At 41.9% G+C, this 15,746-nt stretch carries 17 protein-coding genes; 9 read left to right on the top strand and 8 right to left on the bottom strand.

Annotated features, from left to right (window positions below):
- Positions 1 to 14: 14 nt before the first annotated feature.
- Entirely contained in the window at positions 15 to 1,829 is a 1,815-nt protein-coding gene (locus tag EO131_RS01795; protein WP_127018632.1) for a pyruvate kinase, read from the top strand.
- A 476-nt stretch (positions 1,830 to 2,305) separates the two neighbouring features.
- Here the strand turns inward: EO131_RS01795 and EO131_RS01790 are convergent, their stop codons facing one another.
- Positions 2,306 to 2,533 carry a hypothetical protein gene (locus EO131_RS01790; RefSeq protein ID WP_127018631.1) on the bottom strand — a complete coding sequence of 76 codons (228 nt, stop codon included), beginning with the start codon at positions 2,531 to 2,533 and terminating at the stop codon, positions 2,306 to 2,308.
- 273 nt (positions 2,534 to 2,806) lie between these two features.
- Here EO131_RS01790 and EO131_RS01785 point away from each other — a divergent pair, with 273 nt between their 5' ends.
- Positions 2,807 to 4,330 (top strand): GH3 family acyl-acid amido synthetase, encoded by a 1,524-nt coding sequence (locus tag EO131_RS01785; protein ID WP_127018630.1) that lies wholly within the window; start codon positions 2,807 to 2,809, stop codon positions 4,328 to 4,330.
- On the opposite strand, the gene EO131_RS01780 is transcribed toward EO131_RS01785, so the two are convergent.
- The 6 genes from EO131_RS01780 to EO131_RS01755 all read right to left on the bottom strand — a co-directional run bounded on the left by EO131_RS01780 (position 4,327) and on the right by EO131_RS01755 (position 8,344).
- Positions 4,327 to 4,896, bottom strand: coding sequence for a hypothetical protein (locus tag EO131_RS01780; RefSeq protein WP_241243767.1), 570 nt, complete (start codon positions 4,894 to 4,896; stop codon positions 4,327 to 4,329). The genes EO131_RS01785 and EO131_RS01780 overlap by 4 nt on opposite strands.
- A gap of 127 nt (positions 4,897 to 5,023) precedes the next feature.
- Positions 5,024 to 5,488 carry a hypothetical protein gene (locus tag EO131_RS01775; RefSeq protein WP_127018628.1) on the bottom strand — a complete coding sequence of 155 codons (465 nt, stop codon included), beginning with the start codon at positions 5,486 to 5,488 and terminating at the stop codon, positions 5,024 to 5,026.
- A 93-nt stretch (positions 5,489 to 5,581) separates the two neighbouring features.
- On the bottom strand, positions 5,582 to 7,003 hold the full coding sequence (cls, locus tag EO131_RS01770) for a cardiolipin synthase (protein WP_127018627.1): 1,422 nt from the start codon (positions 7,001 to 7,003) through the stop codon (positions 5,582 to 5,584).
- Between the two features lie 121 nt (positions 7,004 to 7,124).
- On the bottom strand, positions 7,125 to 7,331 hold the full coding sequence (locus EO131_RS01765; protein WP_127018626.1) for a hypothetical protein: 207 nt from the start codon (positions 7,329 to 7,331) through the stop codon (positions 7,125 to 7,127).
- Positions 7,332 to 7,372: 41 nt separating this feature from the next.
- Entirely contained in the window at positions 7,373 to 7,534 is a 162-nt protein-coding gene (locus EO131_RS01760) for a DUF1328 family protein (RefSeq protein ID WP_119640177.1), read from the bottom strand.
- Positions 7,535 to 7,645: 111 nt separating this feature from the next.
- Positions 7,646 to 8,344, bottom strand: a complete 699-nt coding sequence (locus tag EO131_RS01755; RefSeq protein ID WP_127018625.1) for an SOS response-associated peptidase — start codon at positions 8,342 to 8,344, stop codon at positions 7,646 to 7,648.
- Between the two features lie 192 nt (positions 8,345 to 8,536).
- Between EO131_RS01755 and EO131_RS01750 the strand changes: the two genes are divergently transcribed.
- Positions 8,537 to 9,571: a helix-turn-helix domain-containing protein gene (locus EO131_RS01750; RefSeq protein WP_127018624.1), complete on the top strand. Its 1,035-nt coding sequence runs from the start codon at positions 8,537 to 8,539 to the stop codon at positions 9,569 to 9,571.
- Positions 9,572 to 9,858: 287 nt separating this feature from the next.
- Entirely contained in the window at positions 9,859 to 11,400 is a 1,542-nt protein-coding gene (locus tag EO131_RS01745; RefSeq protein WP_127018623.1) for a hypothetical protein, read from the top strand.
- A 19-nt stretch (positions 11,401 to 11,419) separates the two neighbouring features.
- On the opposite strand, the gene EO131_RS01740 is transcribed toward EO131_RS01745, so the two are convergent.
- A complete protein-coding gene (locus EO131_RS01740) occupies positions 11,420 to 11,887 on the bottom strand; it encodes a hypothetical protein (protein WP_127018622.1) in 468 nt (155 codons plus the stop codon).
- A 98-nt stretch (positions 11,888 to 11,985) separates the two neighbouring features.
- Here EO131_RS01740 and EO131_RS01735 point away from each other — a divergent pair, with 98 nt between their 5' ends.
- The 5 genes from EO131_RS01735 to EO131_RS01715 all read left to right on the top strand — a co-directional run bounded on the left by EO131_RS01735 (position 11,986) and on the right by EO131_RS01715 (position 15,709).
- Positions 11,986 to 12,225: a helix-turn-helix domain-containing protein gene (locus tag EO131_RS01735; RefSeq protein ID WP_127018621.1), complete on the top strand. Its 240-nt coding sequence runs from the start codon at positions 11,986 to 11,988 to the stop codon at positions 12,223 to 12,225.
- Positions 12,226 to 12,492: 267 nt separating this feature from the next.
- Positions 12,493 to 13,131, top strand: coding sequence for a hypothetical protein (locus EO131_RS01730; protein ID WP_127018620.1), 639 nt, complete (start codon positions 12,493 to 12,495; stop codon positions 13,129 to 13,131).
- On the top strand, positions 13,115 to 14,179 hold the full coding sequence (locus tag EO131_RS01725) for a phosphoadenosine phosphosulfate reductase domain-containing protein (RefSeq protein WP_127018619.1): 1,065 nt from the start codon (positions 13,115 to 13,117) through the stop codon (positions 14,177 to 14,179). Before EO131_RS01730 ends, EO131_RS01725 begins: the two co-directional genes overlap by 17 nt.
- Positions 14,180 to 14,228: 49 nt before the next feature.
- A complete protein-coding gene (locus EO131_RS01720; RefSeq protein ID WP_127018618.1) occupies positions 14,229 to 15,122 on the top strand; it encodes a hypothetical protein in 894 nt (297 codons plus the stop codon).
- A gap of 182 nt (positions 15,123 to 15,304) precedes the next feature.
- Positions 15,305 to 15,709, top strand: coding sequence for a hypothetical protein (locus tag EO131_RS01715; RefSeq protein ID WP_127018617.1), 405 nt, complete (start codon positions 15,305 to 15,307; stop codon positions 15,707 to 15,709).
- Positions 15,710 to 15,746 lie beyond the last annotated feature (37 nt).

Genomic DNA, 15,746 nt, shown 5'->3' with positions numbered 1-15,746 from the left:
GGTAAATTTTGTCCATGCCTGTTGCCAAGGAACAACTTCAGGAAATGTCGACCCAATTGTCGGAGGTCATCCGTTTGATACAAGAACAGGAAGCCGAATTTGTATCAAAGGTGGAATCTGTATGTCCGATCTACAAACAAAGCGCAGAAAACCTATTACACTATGTGGCATTTCGGGGGTTTGATGCACGCACGCTCCAAAAACAACTCAAACAGTTGGGACTTACCCGATTGGCCAATGCAGAAGGTAATATTTTGGGGAGTTTGATGAATTTAAAATTCATGGTAGATCAATTGCTCGGCAAGCAAACCATAGCGGAAGAAAATCAATTTTTGACTATTGGCGAGGGAAAAACCACCCTGCGAAAACATACAGACCAGCTTTTTGGGGTATCGGCCAAAGCACGTCGTGTCCGAATCATGGTCACCCAACCCACCGAAGCGGCAACCCATTACGATTTGGTGTTGGGTATGGTGAAAAATGGGATGGACTGTGCCCGTGTCAATTGTGCCCATGATGGGCCTGAAGTCTGGAAAGCGATCATTGACAACGTGCGACGTGCGGCAGAGGAATGCAATACCACGGTGAAAATAGCCATGGATTTGGCAGGGCCTAAAATTCGTACAGAAAGATTACCTGAGGGACCACTTGTTAAAAAGTTTCGGACATCAAAAAAAGGACAGGAAAGCAGGGGAATGATTTTCATTACTTTGGTGCCAAAGGACAAACCAGACCTAGGACCCAACGAGCTGCCGGTGTCCAAAAAATGGATGGACAAGCTACGTGTGGGCGATGATATCCGTTTGCTGGATCACCGTGGACGATCCCGTAAGGTTAAAGTGGTGCAAAAGGAAAAGGATGCCGTTCTTTTGCTGAGCCCAAAATCGGTACATATTTCATCGGGTACACTATTAACGCCCTCTCGCAAAAAAATGAAGGCAAGCAAGGTGGGAAGCCTACCATCCACAGAACAATCCATAGTCCTTCGTGAGGGTGATTATTTGATGGTCGTGCGCAATGCGGCGGATAGTGCGTTACCGGTGTTTGATGCGAACGGGAATTTGTTGGAACCCGGCAGCATTGGTTGTCACCCCCCTGAAATCGTTGATAAAATGAAAGTGGGCACCCCCATTTTGTTTGATGATGGTAAAATTGAAGGTGTAATCACCGAAACCCATAAAGAAGGGTTCAAAGTTGAGATTAAAAGGGCGGGCGAGGGTACCGCCAAGTTGAAAGGGGAAAAAGGAATCAATGTCCCTACTTTGGATTTGGGCATTTCAGGATTGACGGAGAAGGACAAAAGCGACTTGGAGTTCGTGGCCCAACATGCCGACATAGTAAATTTTTCCTATGTAAATACCGAAGCGGATGTGGAAGGGTTGCTTCAGGAATTGGACCGGTTGGGTGTCAAAAATTCGTTGGGTGTCATCCTAAAAATAGAGACCCAAACTGCGTATAAGAATTTGATCGGTATTTTGATCTCGGCCATGCAGGCCAAACATTTGGGGGTAATGATCGCCCGTGGCGACCTCGCCCTGGAAGTGGGTTGGAAAGACATGGCCACGGTACAAGAAGGTATACTTTCCTTTTGCAGTGCGGCCCATATTCCCGTGGTGTGGGCAACCCAAGTGTTGGAAGGTCTTGCCAAAAAGGGCATGCCTTCCCGATCGGAAATCACAGACATCGCTTCATCCGTGCAAGCCGAATGTGTAATGCTCAATAAGGGACCACATATTCACAAGGCCATTTCCTTTTTGGATGAGGTGCTGGAGAATATAGAAGGTTCCCATGACAAAAAGGAGGTGCTGTTGCCCAAAATGGAATGGTAAAAAAAAAGGCGCCGAGAATGGGCGCCTTTCTAACAGAGACATTATTAACTACAGGAAATTTCTGATTGATGCTAGTGTTTAGTATAGCTTAAATCATATAATAATACAGACTGCTCAGTAGTGAATAAAGTGAGAGGGCAAGTACGAAATACCAAAAGAGATATCCGAGTTTTGCTTCAATAGTGTTCATTTTTTTGAGTGTTTGTTTACTGGGTTGAGATTGTATCTACACTTCGAAAATACAGAATACCTTGGGTCTACAATCCACAATTATATCCATGGCAGCAATATGGACATAACTGGTCGGAAATGTTATGTAAATGGAAAAAGGCATATCGGGGAAGATATGCCTTGAATATATTTTAAATGACTGTAATATAGATTGTTACGTTAATTATGGGTCAATTAACGCGGAGAATTTCAGAAAATGAATGGTATAAATGGCTCCTCAAATGGATGTAAAACAATGGGAGCAATTAAACCAAAGGCGTTCCTTTTAAACGCTTTTCAATTTTGCGTTTTTTCTCGGTAAGGCTTTTCATCACATCCATAAGTTTGGAATCCTTGGTCTTCTTATAGATCTCGTTTATGGAAAGAATCAATTTTTTGGCCTCTCGGGACGCTTCAACCCTATCACTGGTTGACATATGACTCATGGGCCTGTTCTCAAACTCCTGTGCTTGTGCAAGTAAATCGTGGGTCATTTTTGTTTAAAGTTAAACTGGATTCGTTAAATATAAGAGTTAGTTGTATATTTTCTAACTATGGAACCATTTGATTTTCATATTTATGAAAACATTAAGAAGTCCATTCCTTCACTGTTTTAAAAATGTTAAAACCAATGTCTTAAGCCGTAAATGCACTTGCACTATTGCTTTTTCGCCATTGGTTTAGGAATCAAGTCAATCTTAAAATGTATTGAGTAAAGGTGTGCCAGGGTTTGAAGCTAGTTTTACCTAGAAATTAAAACTACGATCATGGCCATTATAGGAAACATCATTAAAGGATTTATTGCAACAACGGATGTCGTCAGAAAGGACAAAGATCCAGTCGAGGAACAACGGGAAGTGCTTAAAACCCTTTTGGAGACCGCCAAGGAGACCCAATTTGGACAACATTATGGATTTGGTTCCATTTTGGAATCCGAGGATATGGTCCAACACTTTGGGGAAAAGGTTCCCTACTTCGATTACCCTAAAATTACCCAGGAATGGTGGAACAGGACCATTGATGGTGAAGCGGACGTGATCTGGCCGGGGACCCCCAATTTTTTTGCACTGAGTTCAGGTACCACTGGAAAAAAATCCAAACGGATACCAGTAACCGAGGACATGATCGACGCCATTAAAAATGCAGGGATCAAACAAGTGTTGGCCTTGAACAATTTTGACATGCCCGCCGAGTTTTTTGAAAAAGAGATCTTGATGTTGGGGAGTTCCACCAATCTAAAGGAACGGGATGGTCGCCAAGAAGGGGAGATCAGTGGCATCAGTGCCAGCAATATTCCGTTTTGGTTTCGACGGTACTACAAACCGGGCGAAGAAATCGCACAGATCGATGATTGGGACGAACGGGTCCTGTCCATTGCAAAACAGGCCAAAAATTGGGACATCGGTGCACTAAGTGGTATCCCATCTTGGATGGAATTGATGCTGAAAAAGGTAATCGAATACCACAACGTCGACCATATCCATCAAATTTGGCCAAATCTACAGGTCTATACTTCGGGAGGGGTCGCTTTTGATCCCTATGAAAAAAGCTTCAATGCCCTGTTGGGCCATCCCATCCAGATCATTGACACCTATTTGGCCTCCGAAGGGTTTTTGGCCTTTCAGAACCGACCGGACACCAGCGCCATGAAATTGATCACCGACAATGGTGTATATTTTGAGTTTGTCCCTTTTGACCCGGATTACATCAACCCGGATGGTTCCTTGACTGATGATGCCCCTGCTCTGACCTTGGACCAAGTAGAGGAGGAGACCGATTATGTGTTGCTTATTTCCACCGTGGCCGGTGCATGGCGCTATATGATCGGCGATACGATTGCATTTACCGATACCGAAAAGGCCGAAATCAAGATCACGGGCCGTACCAAGTTCTTCCTGAATACCGTAGGTTCCCAACTGTCTGTCAACAAATTGAACGATGCGGTAAAACATTTGGAAGGTGAACTGGACATCAAAATACCGGAATACACCTTATGCGCCAAACGCTTTGAGGATGGGTTCTACCATTCGTGGTATTTGGGAAGCGATACAGCTATTGATGGAAAAAAGGCCGCGGATATTTTGGACACCTATCTCAAACAGGCCAATAAAAATTATAAGGTTGCCAGAAGCAAAGCTTTGGAAGGAGTAAAGGTTGCTTTTGTGCCGCAGCAGGTATTTGCAGACTGGAGTGGGGCCAACAAGAAAAAAGGTGGGCAAGTGAAAATGGAGCGGGTAATGGGCGAAGAAAAGTTTGAAGAATGGGAAGCGTTCGTGAAGCACAATAGCTAAGATTCCTTTTGGGGCAAAGCATCCTGATTTTCTACCATCTCCATGATTTCGTCGGGAGAAAGGTAGTACTGTTTTATTCTTTTCTTGTAAGCGGGCGCTATGTTTGCGTTGTCCAGAATAAACCGCTTTGTGGTAATAATATATTCCGACATGCCCCGCGAAACGGCAAAGGAATCGGCAGCGCGCTCCGCTGATTTGATAAAATCCTTCAGAAAAACATAGCGGATGCCAAAACCCACAAGGTTGAGCCCGCTTCGTTGTTGGTAGTCCATCACATGGCCCAATTCGTGGCCGATCCAGCCGATCAACACATCGGAGGGCACATCAACGGTTTTAATTTCCGATCCTGCTATCTTGAATTTTTCACTGATCAATATTTTATATCCCCTCTCCGTCTTACCCTTAAAAATGCTGTTGAAAGCGGGCTGGGCCTGCATCACGGATTTTTTGATGTTCTTTTTGAACTTGAACTCAATGGGCACGTTCTTGAGTTCAGGGAAATGCCGAAGTGCGGTATTCACTTCTGGAGCAATGCTTTGGGGTATGGATTTTTTTGGATCGGACATAAGTACGGTGATTAATAAAAGGACTAGAAAAAAAAGGAAAAGTTGTAGTATTCTTTTTCGCAAAACGGTATAGTTAAAAAAGGGGCAAATTGATTTTTGCCCCTTGTCATGTGTTAGTGTTTATTTTTTAAAACTGGTATCGAATTCCCAGTGCGATATCGAGGTCCAGATCATCGGAATAACTGTCATTGAAACCCAATTCGGGTCGCATATCGAGGGAAATCATCAAGGGGATCTCAAAATTGTACTCGATACCCAGGTCACCGGCTACCAGGGCGAAGGTGCCATCATTGTCGCCGGCATCAAAGGAACCGATACCCCCACCGGCACCCACGTACCAGTTGAAACCGCCATCAATGGGCATCACCCATTGGTACAGTCCCACCAATTTAAAGGCATCCACATTGTTGGAATCCCTCCAACCGAGGTCGAACTCCAAACGGTTGTTTTCCTTTAGGTATCGTTGATAGGAGATTTCACCTCCAAATCCATCATTATCGCCTACTCGAATACCCAAGGCGTTTTTGGCAATGCTTTGGGCGCTTAGTGTCGTGGCTCCCAAAAAGAGGAGCATAAAAAAGATATTTCTCATGATAGTTATTGTTTGATACAAAACTAGCAAGGCACTCTTGTTGGGCTTGTCTCAAATGCATCAATCCTTGATGCGTTAGCGAAAAAAGAAGTGTTAAAGCAGCGGTTTGAAGAACCGGAACAGGCCTTCGAGGAATTTTTGGCCAAACGACCGGTTTTTAAACGTTTCCAGGGAAACTTTTTCCGCCTTTTCACAAATGTCGAGATACTCGGACTTCATATTGGAAGTGATGGTCTCGTCATACAACAGCACATTGGCTTCGTAGTTCAGTTCAAAACTCCGGATGTCGAAGTTTCCGGAACCGATGGAGACGAGATCATCGTCCACGATCAATATTTTACTATGCGAGAAATCCTTGCGCAGGTAAATGTTCGCCCCAACGCCCAGCAATTCTTCAAATTGGGAGAACATGGCATATTTGGCCGCCATGGAGTCGGACTTTTTCGGAATCAGCAGGTTGACTTCCACGCCTTCGAGGGCGACCATTTTCAGCGTTTGCAAAAAGGCCTCTCCGGGTAAAAAATACGGATTGGCGATATGGATGGAGGTTTGCGCCTGGTTCATCATGCTGATGTACTGTTGCATAATGGCCGGTTGGTCCGAATCGGGTCCGCCGGATACCACTTGGGCCACTACCTTGCCCTGTTCGGGCTGCTCGGAGAGGTAGGCTTTTACCTCGAAGGTCTCGTTCCGGCTAGCAAAGAAATAGTCTTTCAAAAAAACCAAATGGATGTCGTTCACAATGGGCCCTTCCATCTTTAGATGGGTGTCTTTCCATTTGCCCAATCCGTCGCCATATTTAATGTATTTGTCGGATACGTTCACCCCTCCCGTAAAGGCCACTTTGTTGTCGATTACCACAATTTTTCGATGGTTGCGAAAATTGAGGGAGAACAGCAGGTTGTTCAACCGGATGGGCATAATGGGATGGATGTCCACACCGATATCCTGAAACTGTTTTTTGGGACGGCCGCGCAGATGGTAACTGCCCAGGGAATCGTACAGGATACGCACTTCCACCCCTTCCTTGATCTTGCGCTCGAAGAGTTCCAACATCTTGTCTAACAGGTCGCCCTGCTCCAAAATGTAATATTGTAAATGGATAAAGCGCTCCGCCTGCTCCATGGCCTTAAAAAGCGCATTGAAGGTTTCCCCGCCATCGTGTAAAACTTCGATGTGGTTCCCCGATACCGGGTGGGTATCGCAGTTGGCCGTGATCAATTTGGCCAACCTTTTTTTGCGGATGTCCCGATCAAATTCCATTTTGGGGGACTGTTCCGCTATGCTTTGGGGACGGCCAAATCGCTTTCGCTTATCAAATTCCTTGCTGTTGAAAAACTTGAACTTTCGGCGGTTCATGCCGAAGAGGTAATACAACACTACCCCCAGAAAGGGCAACACCGCAATGATGAGCACCCACCCCAACGAGCGGGAGGGCCGCCTGCCATGGTAAATGATGGCGCCGATAGCCCAAAGGCTCAACAGGATGTGAATATAGTACAGTGCCGTTTTCAAGTGGTTCGGTTGATGTTAGTGGTTACGGGTGTGCCCCTGCAAAATACGAAGCCCTTTTGAAATAGGGCCAACAAAAAACCCCGACACAACGGTCAGGGTTATGGAATGTGGGTTGCCAAGTTTAGGAATCGCCATCGGTGGCCTCTTCAATTTTATCCTCTACATCGTCGGCGGCGTCCTCAATTTCATCTCCGGCATCTTCCACGCCGTCCTTCACATCCTCGATGGCATCTTCCGCTTTGTCCTCCTTGGTTTCTCGGCAACTTACCAAGCTGGTGGTCAAGGTCAGTGTCAGTAGTAAAAGTATCAGGTTTATCGATTTTCTCATGGTATAGTGTTTAATGTTAATGATTGTTTTTAGGGGCTCTTCTAGATTTTTTTACGTCCGGTGATCAGTGAAATGATAAACAGCACAATAAAAATGAAGAATAGGATCTTGGCAATACTGGCCGCTCCGGCAGCGATGCCGCCAAATCCGAAAATACCGGCCACAATGGCCAAAATTATAAAGGTAACGGTCCAACGTAACATAGTTTCTGTTTTTTAGTTAATGGCCTGACTAACTCTTAATCAGTACATTACAAATTTCCGGTTTTTTGGGAGCAAGGTTTGCCCCGAACCGTTTTTATCTTGACTCAAAAGCTAAACAGAAGCGTTGCCGATTCCTTCCACAGTGCCTTTTTGGCGAAGAGGCCCCTTCTTTTGAAAAAATTGGTTGGGCATGGGTGTGGCCTTTAATTGGACTTCCTTGGGGTCCATCACCATTTTTTTAATGTCCGCCATTTTGGTTTTAGGGTCCAACCAAGCTTTCGCATCGCTTTTTGGGATAATGATGGGTGCCAAATGGCTGATATCGTGGTAGTGGGCCACAAAATTGTTGGTCTTGTTGGTGATGAGGGCCGAACATTGGAAGCCATCTTCCAAAACGTTGTAGACCCCGGCAAGGTAGAACGGTTTGCCGTCGGGGCGGCACAAATAGTAGCTGGTTGTATTGCCATTTTTTAGGCGATGGGTATAAAACCCCGATACGATAATGGCGCATCTGCGGTGTCGGAGCGATTCCTTCATCCAGGCCACTTGCTCCAGATCTTGCACGGGTACGTTAAGGGTGTTGGCGTGGTTTTGGAACTGCTGCCAATCTTCCTTGAAGTTTTGCGGCATCAGGCCCCAAATGGCAAAAGTGATTTCTTTGTTGTTTTCCATGGTCACCATGGAGAGGTTGGCTTCCTCAAAGCCATTGATCAAAGGTTGGGGTCGGTATAGCTGGGGATACTTGAAACGCAGACCAAACGTTTCCTCGATCACCCGTTGGTCCGCTACATTGGAAAGTTTGTAGATCATGGTCTTCTTTTTGGAAACAAGTAAAAGGTTTGACCGATCACGGGTTGACTCAAAAGCGTTTTTTGATGCTCCTTTTGCTAAATTTTTATAAAAATGGGGACAAAAAAGTTGCTGGGGATTGTCTGCCCAAGAACAAAACCTATCTTTAGTGGCTTGCAAGCGAAGTTTAACCCATGATCACCCGTTTACCCCATGATTAAGATCCATGTGGATGCCCAGGATACTGCAGAATCGGTAAAGCAGCTCCAAAAGGTTCTTGGCGGCACCCTTACCGAAAAGTGGGGCCAGCACATCCTCAGCGTTTCCAACGAAAAAGCGGAAGGTTCCATTCGGTTCATCACCTTTGATTGGGGCGTGAGCCTGTTGGAATACGACATCACCTTTATGGATGAGGTGCTGATCGTGGTGGACACCTCCAACTACAACCCCATTAATTTTTACTACTGTTTGGAGGGCTACTGCGGGCACAAGTTCGGGTACGAGTCCGATGAGCAGATCAAGATCATGGAACAGTTCCAATCGGTGATCCTTACCAACCGCGACGGGGGCATCAGCGACCGTTATTTTCCCAAGGATGTAAAAGTGGTGGCCAGTGTGATCCAAGTGCGAAGAAAGCCCTTTTTGCGCAAGCGGTTGAACCAGGGCGAGGAACTGAACAAACAGCTGTACAACGTGTTTTTGGACGCCGACCACGAAAAGGTGTTTGCCTATTACGGCTCCTACAATCTAAAGATTGCGGATGTAATGGCCTCCCTGCAAAAGGTAAAGGCCAAGGGCATGATTTGGGTAATGCAGATCGAGGGGTTGGTGTACCAGATCTTGTCCATGCACATGATCCAGCACAACAAAGAGGTGTTGGGCACAAGACCACAGACCTCCCTGCTGAAACGGGAATTGAAAACGATCCGCAGCTTTGCCAAAAAGATAGAGAAACACATTGCCCAAGATTTTTCGTTGGAAGAGATATCGGCCGAAACCGGCCTTACCCAGGCCAAACTACAGGAAGGGTTTAAACTGCTCTACAACAAAACGGTGACCGAATTCATCCGGAATGCCCGTTTGGAGGTCGCCCGCGACCTGATCGCCAACAGTGAACTGAACATTTCGGAAGTGGTGTACTCCATCGGGTTTACGAGCCGGAGTTATTTCTCCAAGATCTTTAAGGAAAAGTTCGGGATAAGCCCCAGCGAGTTCAAGAACAGCAAACGGGAATTGGGGGTGGTGTAGGCTCCTTGCCCAAGTCTAAAAAGCACTGCTCTATTTTATAGGGTCTAATCGTACTTTTGGATTTACATTTTAATTGAAATTTGATGGTTTTGATCGAATATTTATGAAGAAAAGTACTTCAAAGGGCGTAATAGTTACAAACCATACGATCACATTGTCATTCCATACACTTGTAATAGGAATGTAAATACTTTATAATTAGATTGTTAAGGTTCTTTCCAGCCTATTGGTTGTATTCATGCCAAAGGAAGTTTGTTCCCCCCTTTAGTTTCTTTAAAAATATATTTATGGGATTTTTCAGTAGTATAGGCAATGCGGTGTCATCAGCGGCTTCAGCCGTAGGTGATGTTGTTGAAGATGTGGTCGATGCAGTGGTGGATACAGTTGAGGATGCTGTGGATACCGTCACAGATGCCGTTCAGAGTGGCATTGAATCGGCTACAGATTGGTTATGTGACAATGCCGGCAGCGTTGGTTGCTTTGTAGGGAATGTTGTTGGCGGGTTGATCGGGGGTTTTGTAAAGGGCTTTTCGGATATTATGCATGGTATATTCGATGTGGTCCGGGATCTTGGCGGTATTGTGGGTTCCATTCTACGGTTGGATTTACCTGGGCTCCTCAAAAATTTGGGTAATCTGGTGCAAAATGTATTTGATCTTGGAATTGATGGCTTACGGTTTGCTACCGGCGGTTATGCCGTTGGGGGAATTGTGGACAAGTTCAAAAGATCAGAACTTAGAAAATTCGTCGAACAACTGGTCGATGATACTTTCGGTGATAACCCGGAGCGCTTGGACAGGGTACGCAAAGCCATTGGCTTGGAGGGTAAAAGGTTTGGGTTTAGGTTGCCTTCCAAACATTTGACCTTTTATCTGGATTCTGACAATACACCCTTATGGAGAATGCACAAAGATGGGATCATCGATTTATACGCGATGGCCGGCTTGTTGAGTTTTAATTCCTTTTCCTTGGGAATTGCCCATCCCAATACGGTGGTAAAGTCGGTTTCGGCCAATGGGGAGGAAAGTGCTTGGCCTGTTAACAGGTATATAATTTCGAAGTATTTGGAAAGCGAGGGAAGGGAAAAAAGGATTCGGGTCTATTCCATTTCCAAACGTGTGGTTTCCCAAATGTTGGACACCGCAGCCCGAAAATTGGATGATGTTGGGGTGATCTTGGAATGGAACGACCGAAAAAACTTTTCTTGGTTCGGGGGCCAGACCGGTATAGAGGTCACGGAGAATGAATACGATATGAGTTCCAACCGTATTGAGTCGCTTTTGGGACAGCCTGAGTATGGCAGACAACCCAATGTAAATTGCAGTTTGATCGCTTTGGGGGCCTTTAAACTGGATAATTTTGGTCGTGTTGGAGGAAGGGATATTTTTGAATGTGAAAATTTCCCAGACGATTGCGAAACAGAAGGAAGGGATGATGATTGCTGCATAACGGTAGAGAGAGATGTGCCTTCCGGCGTAATATACAGGGATGTATACCCAACCGATACGTTTCAATACATACTAGCGCACGAAATTGGACATTTTCTCGGGCTCTGCCATTGCGGGCACGATGGTTTTCAGAATATAATGTACACCTCAAAATCCCTCAACTTTTTTGACCCCGGTATTGTTAGCCTGTATTGGGACAGTGAACCCCATTTTTCGTTAAAGGACGGCAAGAATGTTTGGCGGTTCATTGTTGATCAATTGCGGCCTTGCTTAACAGGGGAACCCGAAGAAATTGCCATAGACGATGTGGTTAGAACAAGACGGTCATCGCTTAATAGCTGTGCCGTTGTTAGGGAAGAACAAAAAAGCTATGTAGAGTAGGGTAAACCTCCCAAACATCTTACCTGTTAATAGACCTGGTTGAGCGGTATAGGGGTGTAAAGGTCCTTTGAAGACCCAATATGCCTTGGTACACCTGCGTTACCTGCACGTGTAGGGCCGGGTCTGGCGCATCTATGCGAAAGGTTAACTGTAGTTTTTCATCATCCATAGACAACAGGCCTTGATCTAAGGGGCGGGGAAGGCACAGCATTTCCAGATCATTAAACTCCGAGGAGATGGGTATGCGGAATTTAAAGGAAAAACGGAACACCAGATTGTCCACCACGGTGATTTCGGCGAGACCGTTTTGGGGCAGTTTACGGAGAAGGATGCGGCTCTGGGGCCGCTGCACCTTTTTGCACCATTGGCCGTGTTGCTGGTTATGGATCTCGAGGTGGGAAAAGGTGATTTCTAGTTGATCTTGGGAAGGGTGGTGGAGAAAGTCCTTTACGGTTTGCAATGGGCTTGAATTTGGTTCTTTTCGCATTTGAATTAAGTTAAGTTGGTATTTAAAGGTAGGATAAATTTCGACAATACCCCTATATATAGGGAAGATTTATTTCTATATATAGTGCAAATTGAGGCATGCGAAATAAATTGAGCCTTGAAGAGAAGTTGTTTATCCGAGATTTTGGAATAAATCTGAGAGCTTTGCGGGAAGAGCGAAATTTATCGCAGACCAAATTGGAGGCTATCGCTGGACTGTCAAAAAATCAAGTGTGGCGTATTGAAAACGGCGAGGTGAACACTACAATTTCCAATTTGAAATTATTGGCCAAGGCACTGGACGTAGAAATTCCCCAACTTTTTGAGTTTAGGGATTGAGTTTAGATTCCTAAACCAAGCTTTCGTATTCACATAGTTTTCTTTAATAAAATCTTTGCTTCAATTTGATGGACAAGAGCCTTGATCTGAATAGGCAAACCTTACCTCTATATAGGGGATTGGATGAGAAGAATAGGGCAAAGTTTAAGAGATTTTAGTCAATGTCCTAATTATCCTGTAAATATAAGTTTGGAGATTCGCTGAAATGGACTAAATTGAAAGTCAGAATTATCTTAATATTCCAAACCAACTAAATTCAAAATTCAAATGGATAGAAAAACTTTAAAGTTTCTAAGACTATTGATACCTGGATTGGCTTTAATATTTGTGTTCCTTCCAATTTTTAAAGAATCAGGTATTGAATATAGAATTGGGGAAGGTTGGTTTGTATATAGCTTTTTGGTTATCCCTGCCTTAATAATAGGTTCAATTTACAATATGTTAGATTTAAGATTTTTCATAACTGGATATTCGCATCGAAAAATTGACCTAAATATTACAAGCTCATTATTGAAAATATATAATAAGGATGTTACACAAGAACAACTCAATTTTTTGAAAAACAAAAGGTTGAAACATATATTTTATAATATAGTCGATAATGATGCTTCATTAACCGCGAAGAGTCAATTGGTTTATTCAAATGGTATTTTTTGGACTTCAACTGCCGATATTTTCTTGATTTCAATTTTTGCTTCTCTTATCTATATTGCCATAGGAGTCCCAATGGGAAATGTAAAATTGTGGTCTTATGGTATATTATTGGCTGGAATAGGGTTGCTTTCATTTCTTTTCCATCTTTTAACTGTTTTTAGGCATATCAATCTGTCTAACGACCAATTGGAATATATTGAAACTCATTATGTGAAGCAACTAAAGGAAAAGATAGATGAAGTTTTGCAGTAGTTGTTTAAGACCAGTACAAGAGAAAGACAGAAAGGCAATTGACATAATTAAGAAGGAATATTTGAAAGATGATTGCCCTTGGTTTTTAGGATATAGTGGAGGTAAAGATTCATCTGCATTACTGAAATTGGTTATAATTGCTTTAAATGAATTAAATAGCTATCATAAAGAAATCACGGTTATTTATTGCGATACAGGGGTTGAGAACCCCATAATCACAGAATATGTTTATGAAACAATTGAAGGATTGAAGTCTGAGTGCTTTAACTTAGGATTACCAATAAGGTATGAAATAGCAGTTCCTAAGTTAGAAGACAGGTTTTTTGTTAAAGTTATAGGTAGAGGTTACCCTACTCCTACGAATATATTTAGATGGTGTACTGATAAACTTAGAATAAACCCTGTTAAACAAATTATAGACGAACATCCTAAAGCAACTGTTTTGTTGGGTATTCGCAAGGGGGAAAGTGAGCAACGAGATAGGACAATATCAAAGCATGCTAAAACTGAGTATTATTTATCTCAGTCCGGGTCAAGTAAAAATCAAATTTTCAGCCCAATAATAAATCACAACCTAAAAGATGTTTGGTCAACTATAAAATTTAATAGTTTTCCAAATAGTTTAGATTCTCAAAAGTTAGGTGAGATATACAAAGATGCCGGATCGGAATGTCCTGTATACCGAGAAGTTCCGGGAAAATCTTGTGGCAGTAGTCGTTTTGGTTGTTGGACTTGTACAGTAGTTCGAAAAGATAAATCAATTTCTAATATGATTGAGAATGGTTATTATGAATTAAAAGAATTACATGAATTTAGAAATTGGATTTCGAAGTTTAGAGATAATCCTGAATTTAGATGTGGTCGAAGAAGAAATGGACAAAAAGGTCTTGGTCCACTTACATTGAAAGGGCGTAAAATTATCTTGGAAAAGTTATTAGAAACTGAGTTAAAATCAGATATGAAGTTGATTAATGAAGAAGAATTGATTAGAATAAAAGAATTGTGGAATGAAGACATTAATAATCCAAAATATGTTGAGAATAATTAATCTGCGTATGTTTTAATGTTGAAATTTAGAAGCAGATAAAAATAGAATTATGTTTCCATTTCATTTTAAAAATTTCATTGGTAATCTGGATATTCAATATCCTGATTATGAAGGTATTCCAAATGATAGCCCTGTAATTATTTTTTATCAAGAAGAAAGTGATTTAAGTAAACATGAAATATTAAGGAGATTTTATAAGATACTTAAAGAAAACCAGATTTCATATTTGCGCCCTGCACAAAGTATATCAGGAGAATGGATATTTAATTTACAAGAATTTAGACATTCATTTGACTGCCTGAAAGATGTAGAGTACTTGCAAGGTTCAATAACCATTGAGCCAGAATACTATAGAAAGGTTAATGATGATGAACTTAATGAAAACTTTAAGGAGGAGACATCTTTGAAGTTTTCAGTTTATAAAGAAGATTTAAAATTATTAAAAAATAGAACAAACATTGTTAGAAGTGAACTCTCATTACCATTAAAAAGATTTAGAAAAGACTATCCATTGGAGGATAAGTGTGGATTCTTAATGATGAAGTTTGAGGATACTAAAATCCAAAAGGAAATTATTAGGGTGTTGAAATCTCATTTGGCTGAAAAAGGAATAACACTTTTGAGAGCTGATGATAAATGGTATGCCGATGATTTATTCGAAAATATTTTAACATATATGCAGGGTTGTTCTTTTGGAATTGCTTTGTTCGAAAGAATTAATAAAGATGAATTTAATCCTAATGTTTCCCTTGAAATTGGATATATGATGGCATTGAATAAATCAGTTTTATTGCTTAAAGACAAGACCCTGAATTCATTACAAACTGATTTAGTGGGGAAATTATATCATGAATTTGATTTTCAATATCCCGATGAAACAATACCCTTGGTTCTTGATAAATGGTTGTCGGATAAAGAAATTTTAAAAGATTATAACCAATAAACTTATCTCATTTTCAATGTTAGGTGAAATAAAAAAAGTTCCCCCCGCTCCCGCAAGATTGCATCTTGTGGTGTTGTTGAAGTCAAAGCCAAAGCAATAGATTTATGCCTATTTTGGGTGTATATAGATGTATTTTACGTTTCTATAAACAAGTTGTAGCCAATATGCAAAAAGCTAAATCCATGAGACTAATTAGTATTCTTATATTATTAGGATTTGTAACTTCTTGTAAATCAAAATATGGACTAAAAAATAGTTATGTCTACCGCAATAAAGTGGACTTTGACACTATAAACGAAACTAATTCAAAAACTTTAGAAAATTTCTTCACCTATAAATCAATTGTTATCTTAAATGAATCTGTATTAGATTATTCAATTCATCTTGACCATATTAAAACAGGGACAACCATTAAATATAAAATGGAGAATAATTTGTTAATGGTTGATACGGTAGACATCTTTAATCGAAAGAAAATCGAAGGTGATTCGGATGGAATTTTTGGCGACAATTTTCTCTTTTCTAATGACAGTTTAGTTGATTTGAGAAATGGAAATACATACTATTTAACGAATAGAGAAAAATAAATACTGGCTAAAACAATGGCTATGGGTAATTGCTAAA

Source organism: Flagellimonas beolgyonensis, from assembly GCF_003992615.1.
GTDB classification, from domain to species: Bacteria; Bacteroidota; Bacteroidia; order Flavobacteriales; family Flavobacteriaceae; genus Flagellimonas; species Flagellimonas beolgyonensis.
This window is presented reverse-complemented; position numbering and strand designations above follow the sequence as displayed.

Coding starts and splice junctions, on each gene's coding strand:
- EO131_RS01780 (WP_241243767.1), bottom strand. CDS start 4,896: ATGTCCGATCCAAAAAAATCCATACCCCAAAGCATTGCTCCAGAAGTG.
- EO131_RS01790 (WP_127018631.1), bottom strand. CDS start 2,533: ATGACCCACGATTTACTTGCACAAGCACAGGAGTTTGAGAACAGGCCC.
- EO131_RS01775 (WP_127018628.1), bottom strand. CDS start 5,488: ATGAGAAATATCTTTTTTATGCTCCTCTTTTTGGGAGCCACGACACTA.
- EO131_RS01765 (WP_127018626.1), bottom strand. CDS start 7,331: ATGAGAAAATCGATAAACCTGATACTTTTACTACTGACACTGACCTTG.
- EO131_RS01715 (WP_127018617.1), top strand. CDS start 15,305: ATGAGACTAATTAGTATTCTTATATTATTAGGATTTGTAACTTCTTGT.
- EO131_RS01725 (WP_127018619.1), top strand. CDS start 13,115: ATGAAGTTTTGCAGTAGTTGTTTAAGACCAGTACAAGAGAAAGACAGA.
- EO131_RS01740 (WP_127018622.1), bottom strand. CDS start 11,887: ATGCGAAAAGAACCAAATTCAAGCCCATTGCAAACCGTAAAGGACTTT.
- EO131_RS01795 (WP_127018632.1), top strand. CDS start 15: ATGCCTGTTGCCAAGGAACAACTTCAGGAAATGTCGACCCAATTGTCG.
- EO131_RS01730 (WP_127018620.1), top strand. CDS start 12,493: ATGGATAGAAAAACTTTAAAGTTTCTAAGACTATTGATACCTGGATTG.
- EO131_RS01785 (WP_127018630.1), top strand. CDS start 2,807: ATGGCCATTATAGGAAACATCATTAAAGGATTTATTGCAACAACGGAT.
- EO131_RS01750 (WP_127018624.1), top strand. CDS start 8,537: ATGATTAAGATCCATGTGGATGCCCAGGATACTGCAGAATCGGTAAAG.
- EO131_RS01720 (WP_127018618.1), top strand. CDS start 14,229: ATGTTTCCATTTCATTTTAAAAATTTCATTGGTAATCTGGATATTCAA.
- EO131_RS01735 (WP_127018621.1), top strand. CDS start 11,986: ATGCGAAATAAATTGAGCCTTGAAGAGAAGTTGTTTATCCGAGATTTT.
- EO131_RS01760 (WP_119640177.1), bottom strand. CDS start 7,534: ATGTTACGTTGGACCGTTACCTTTATAATTTTGGCCATTGTGGCCGGT.
- EO131_RS01755 (WP_127018625.1), bottom strand. CDS start 8,344: ATGATCTACAAACTTTCCAATGTAGCGGACCAACGGGTGATCGAGGAA.
- EO131_RS01745 (WP_127018623.1), top strand. CDS start 9,859: ATGGGATTTTTCAGTAGTATAGGCAATGCGGTGTCATCAGCGGCTTCA.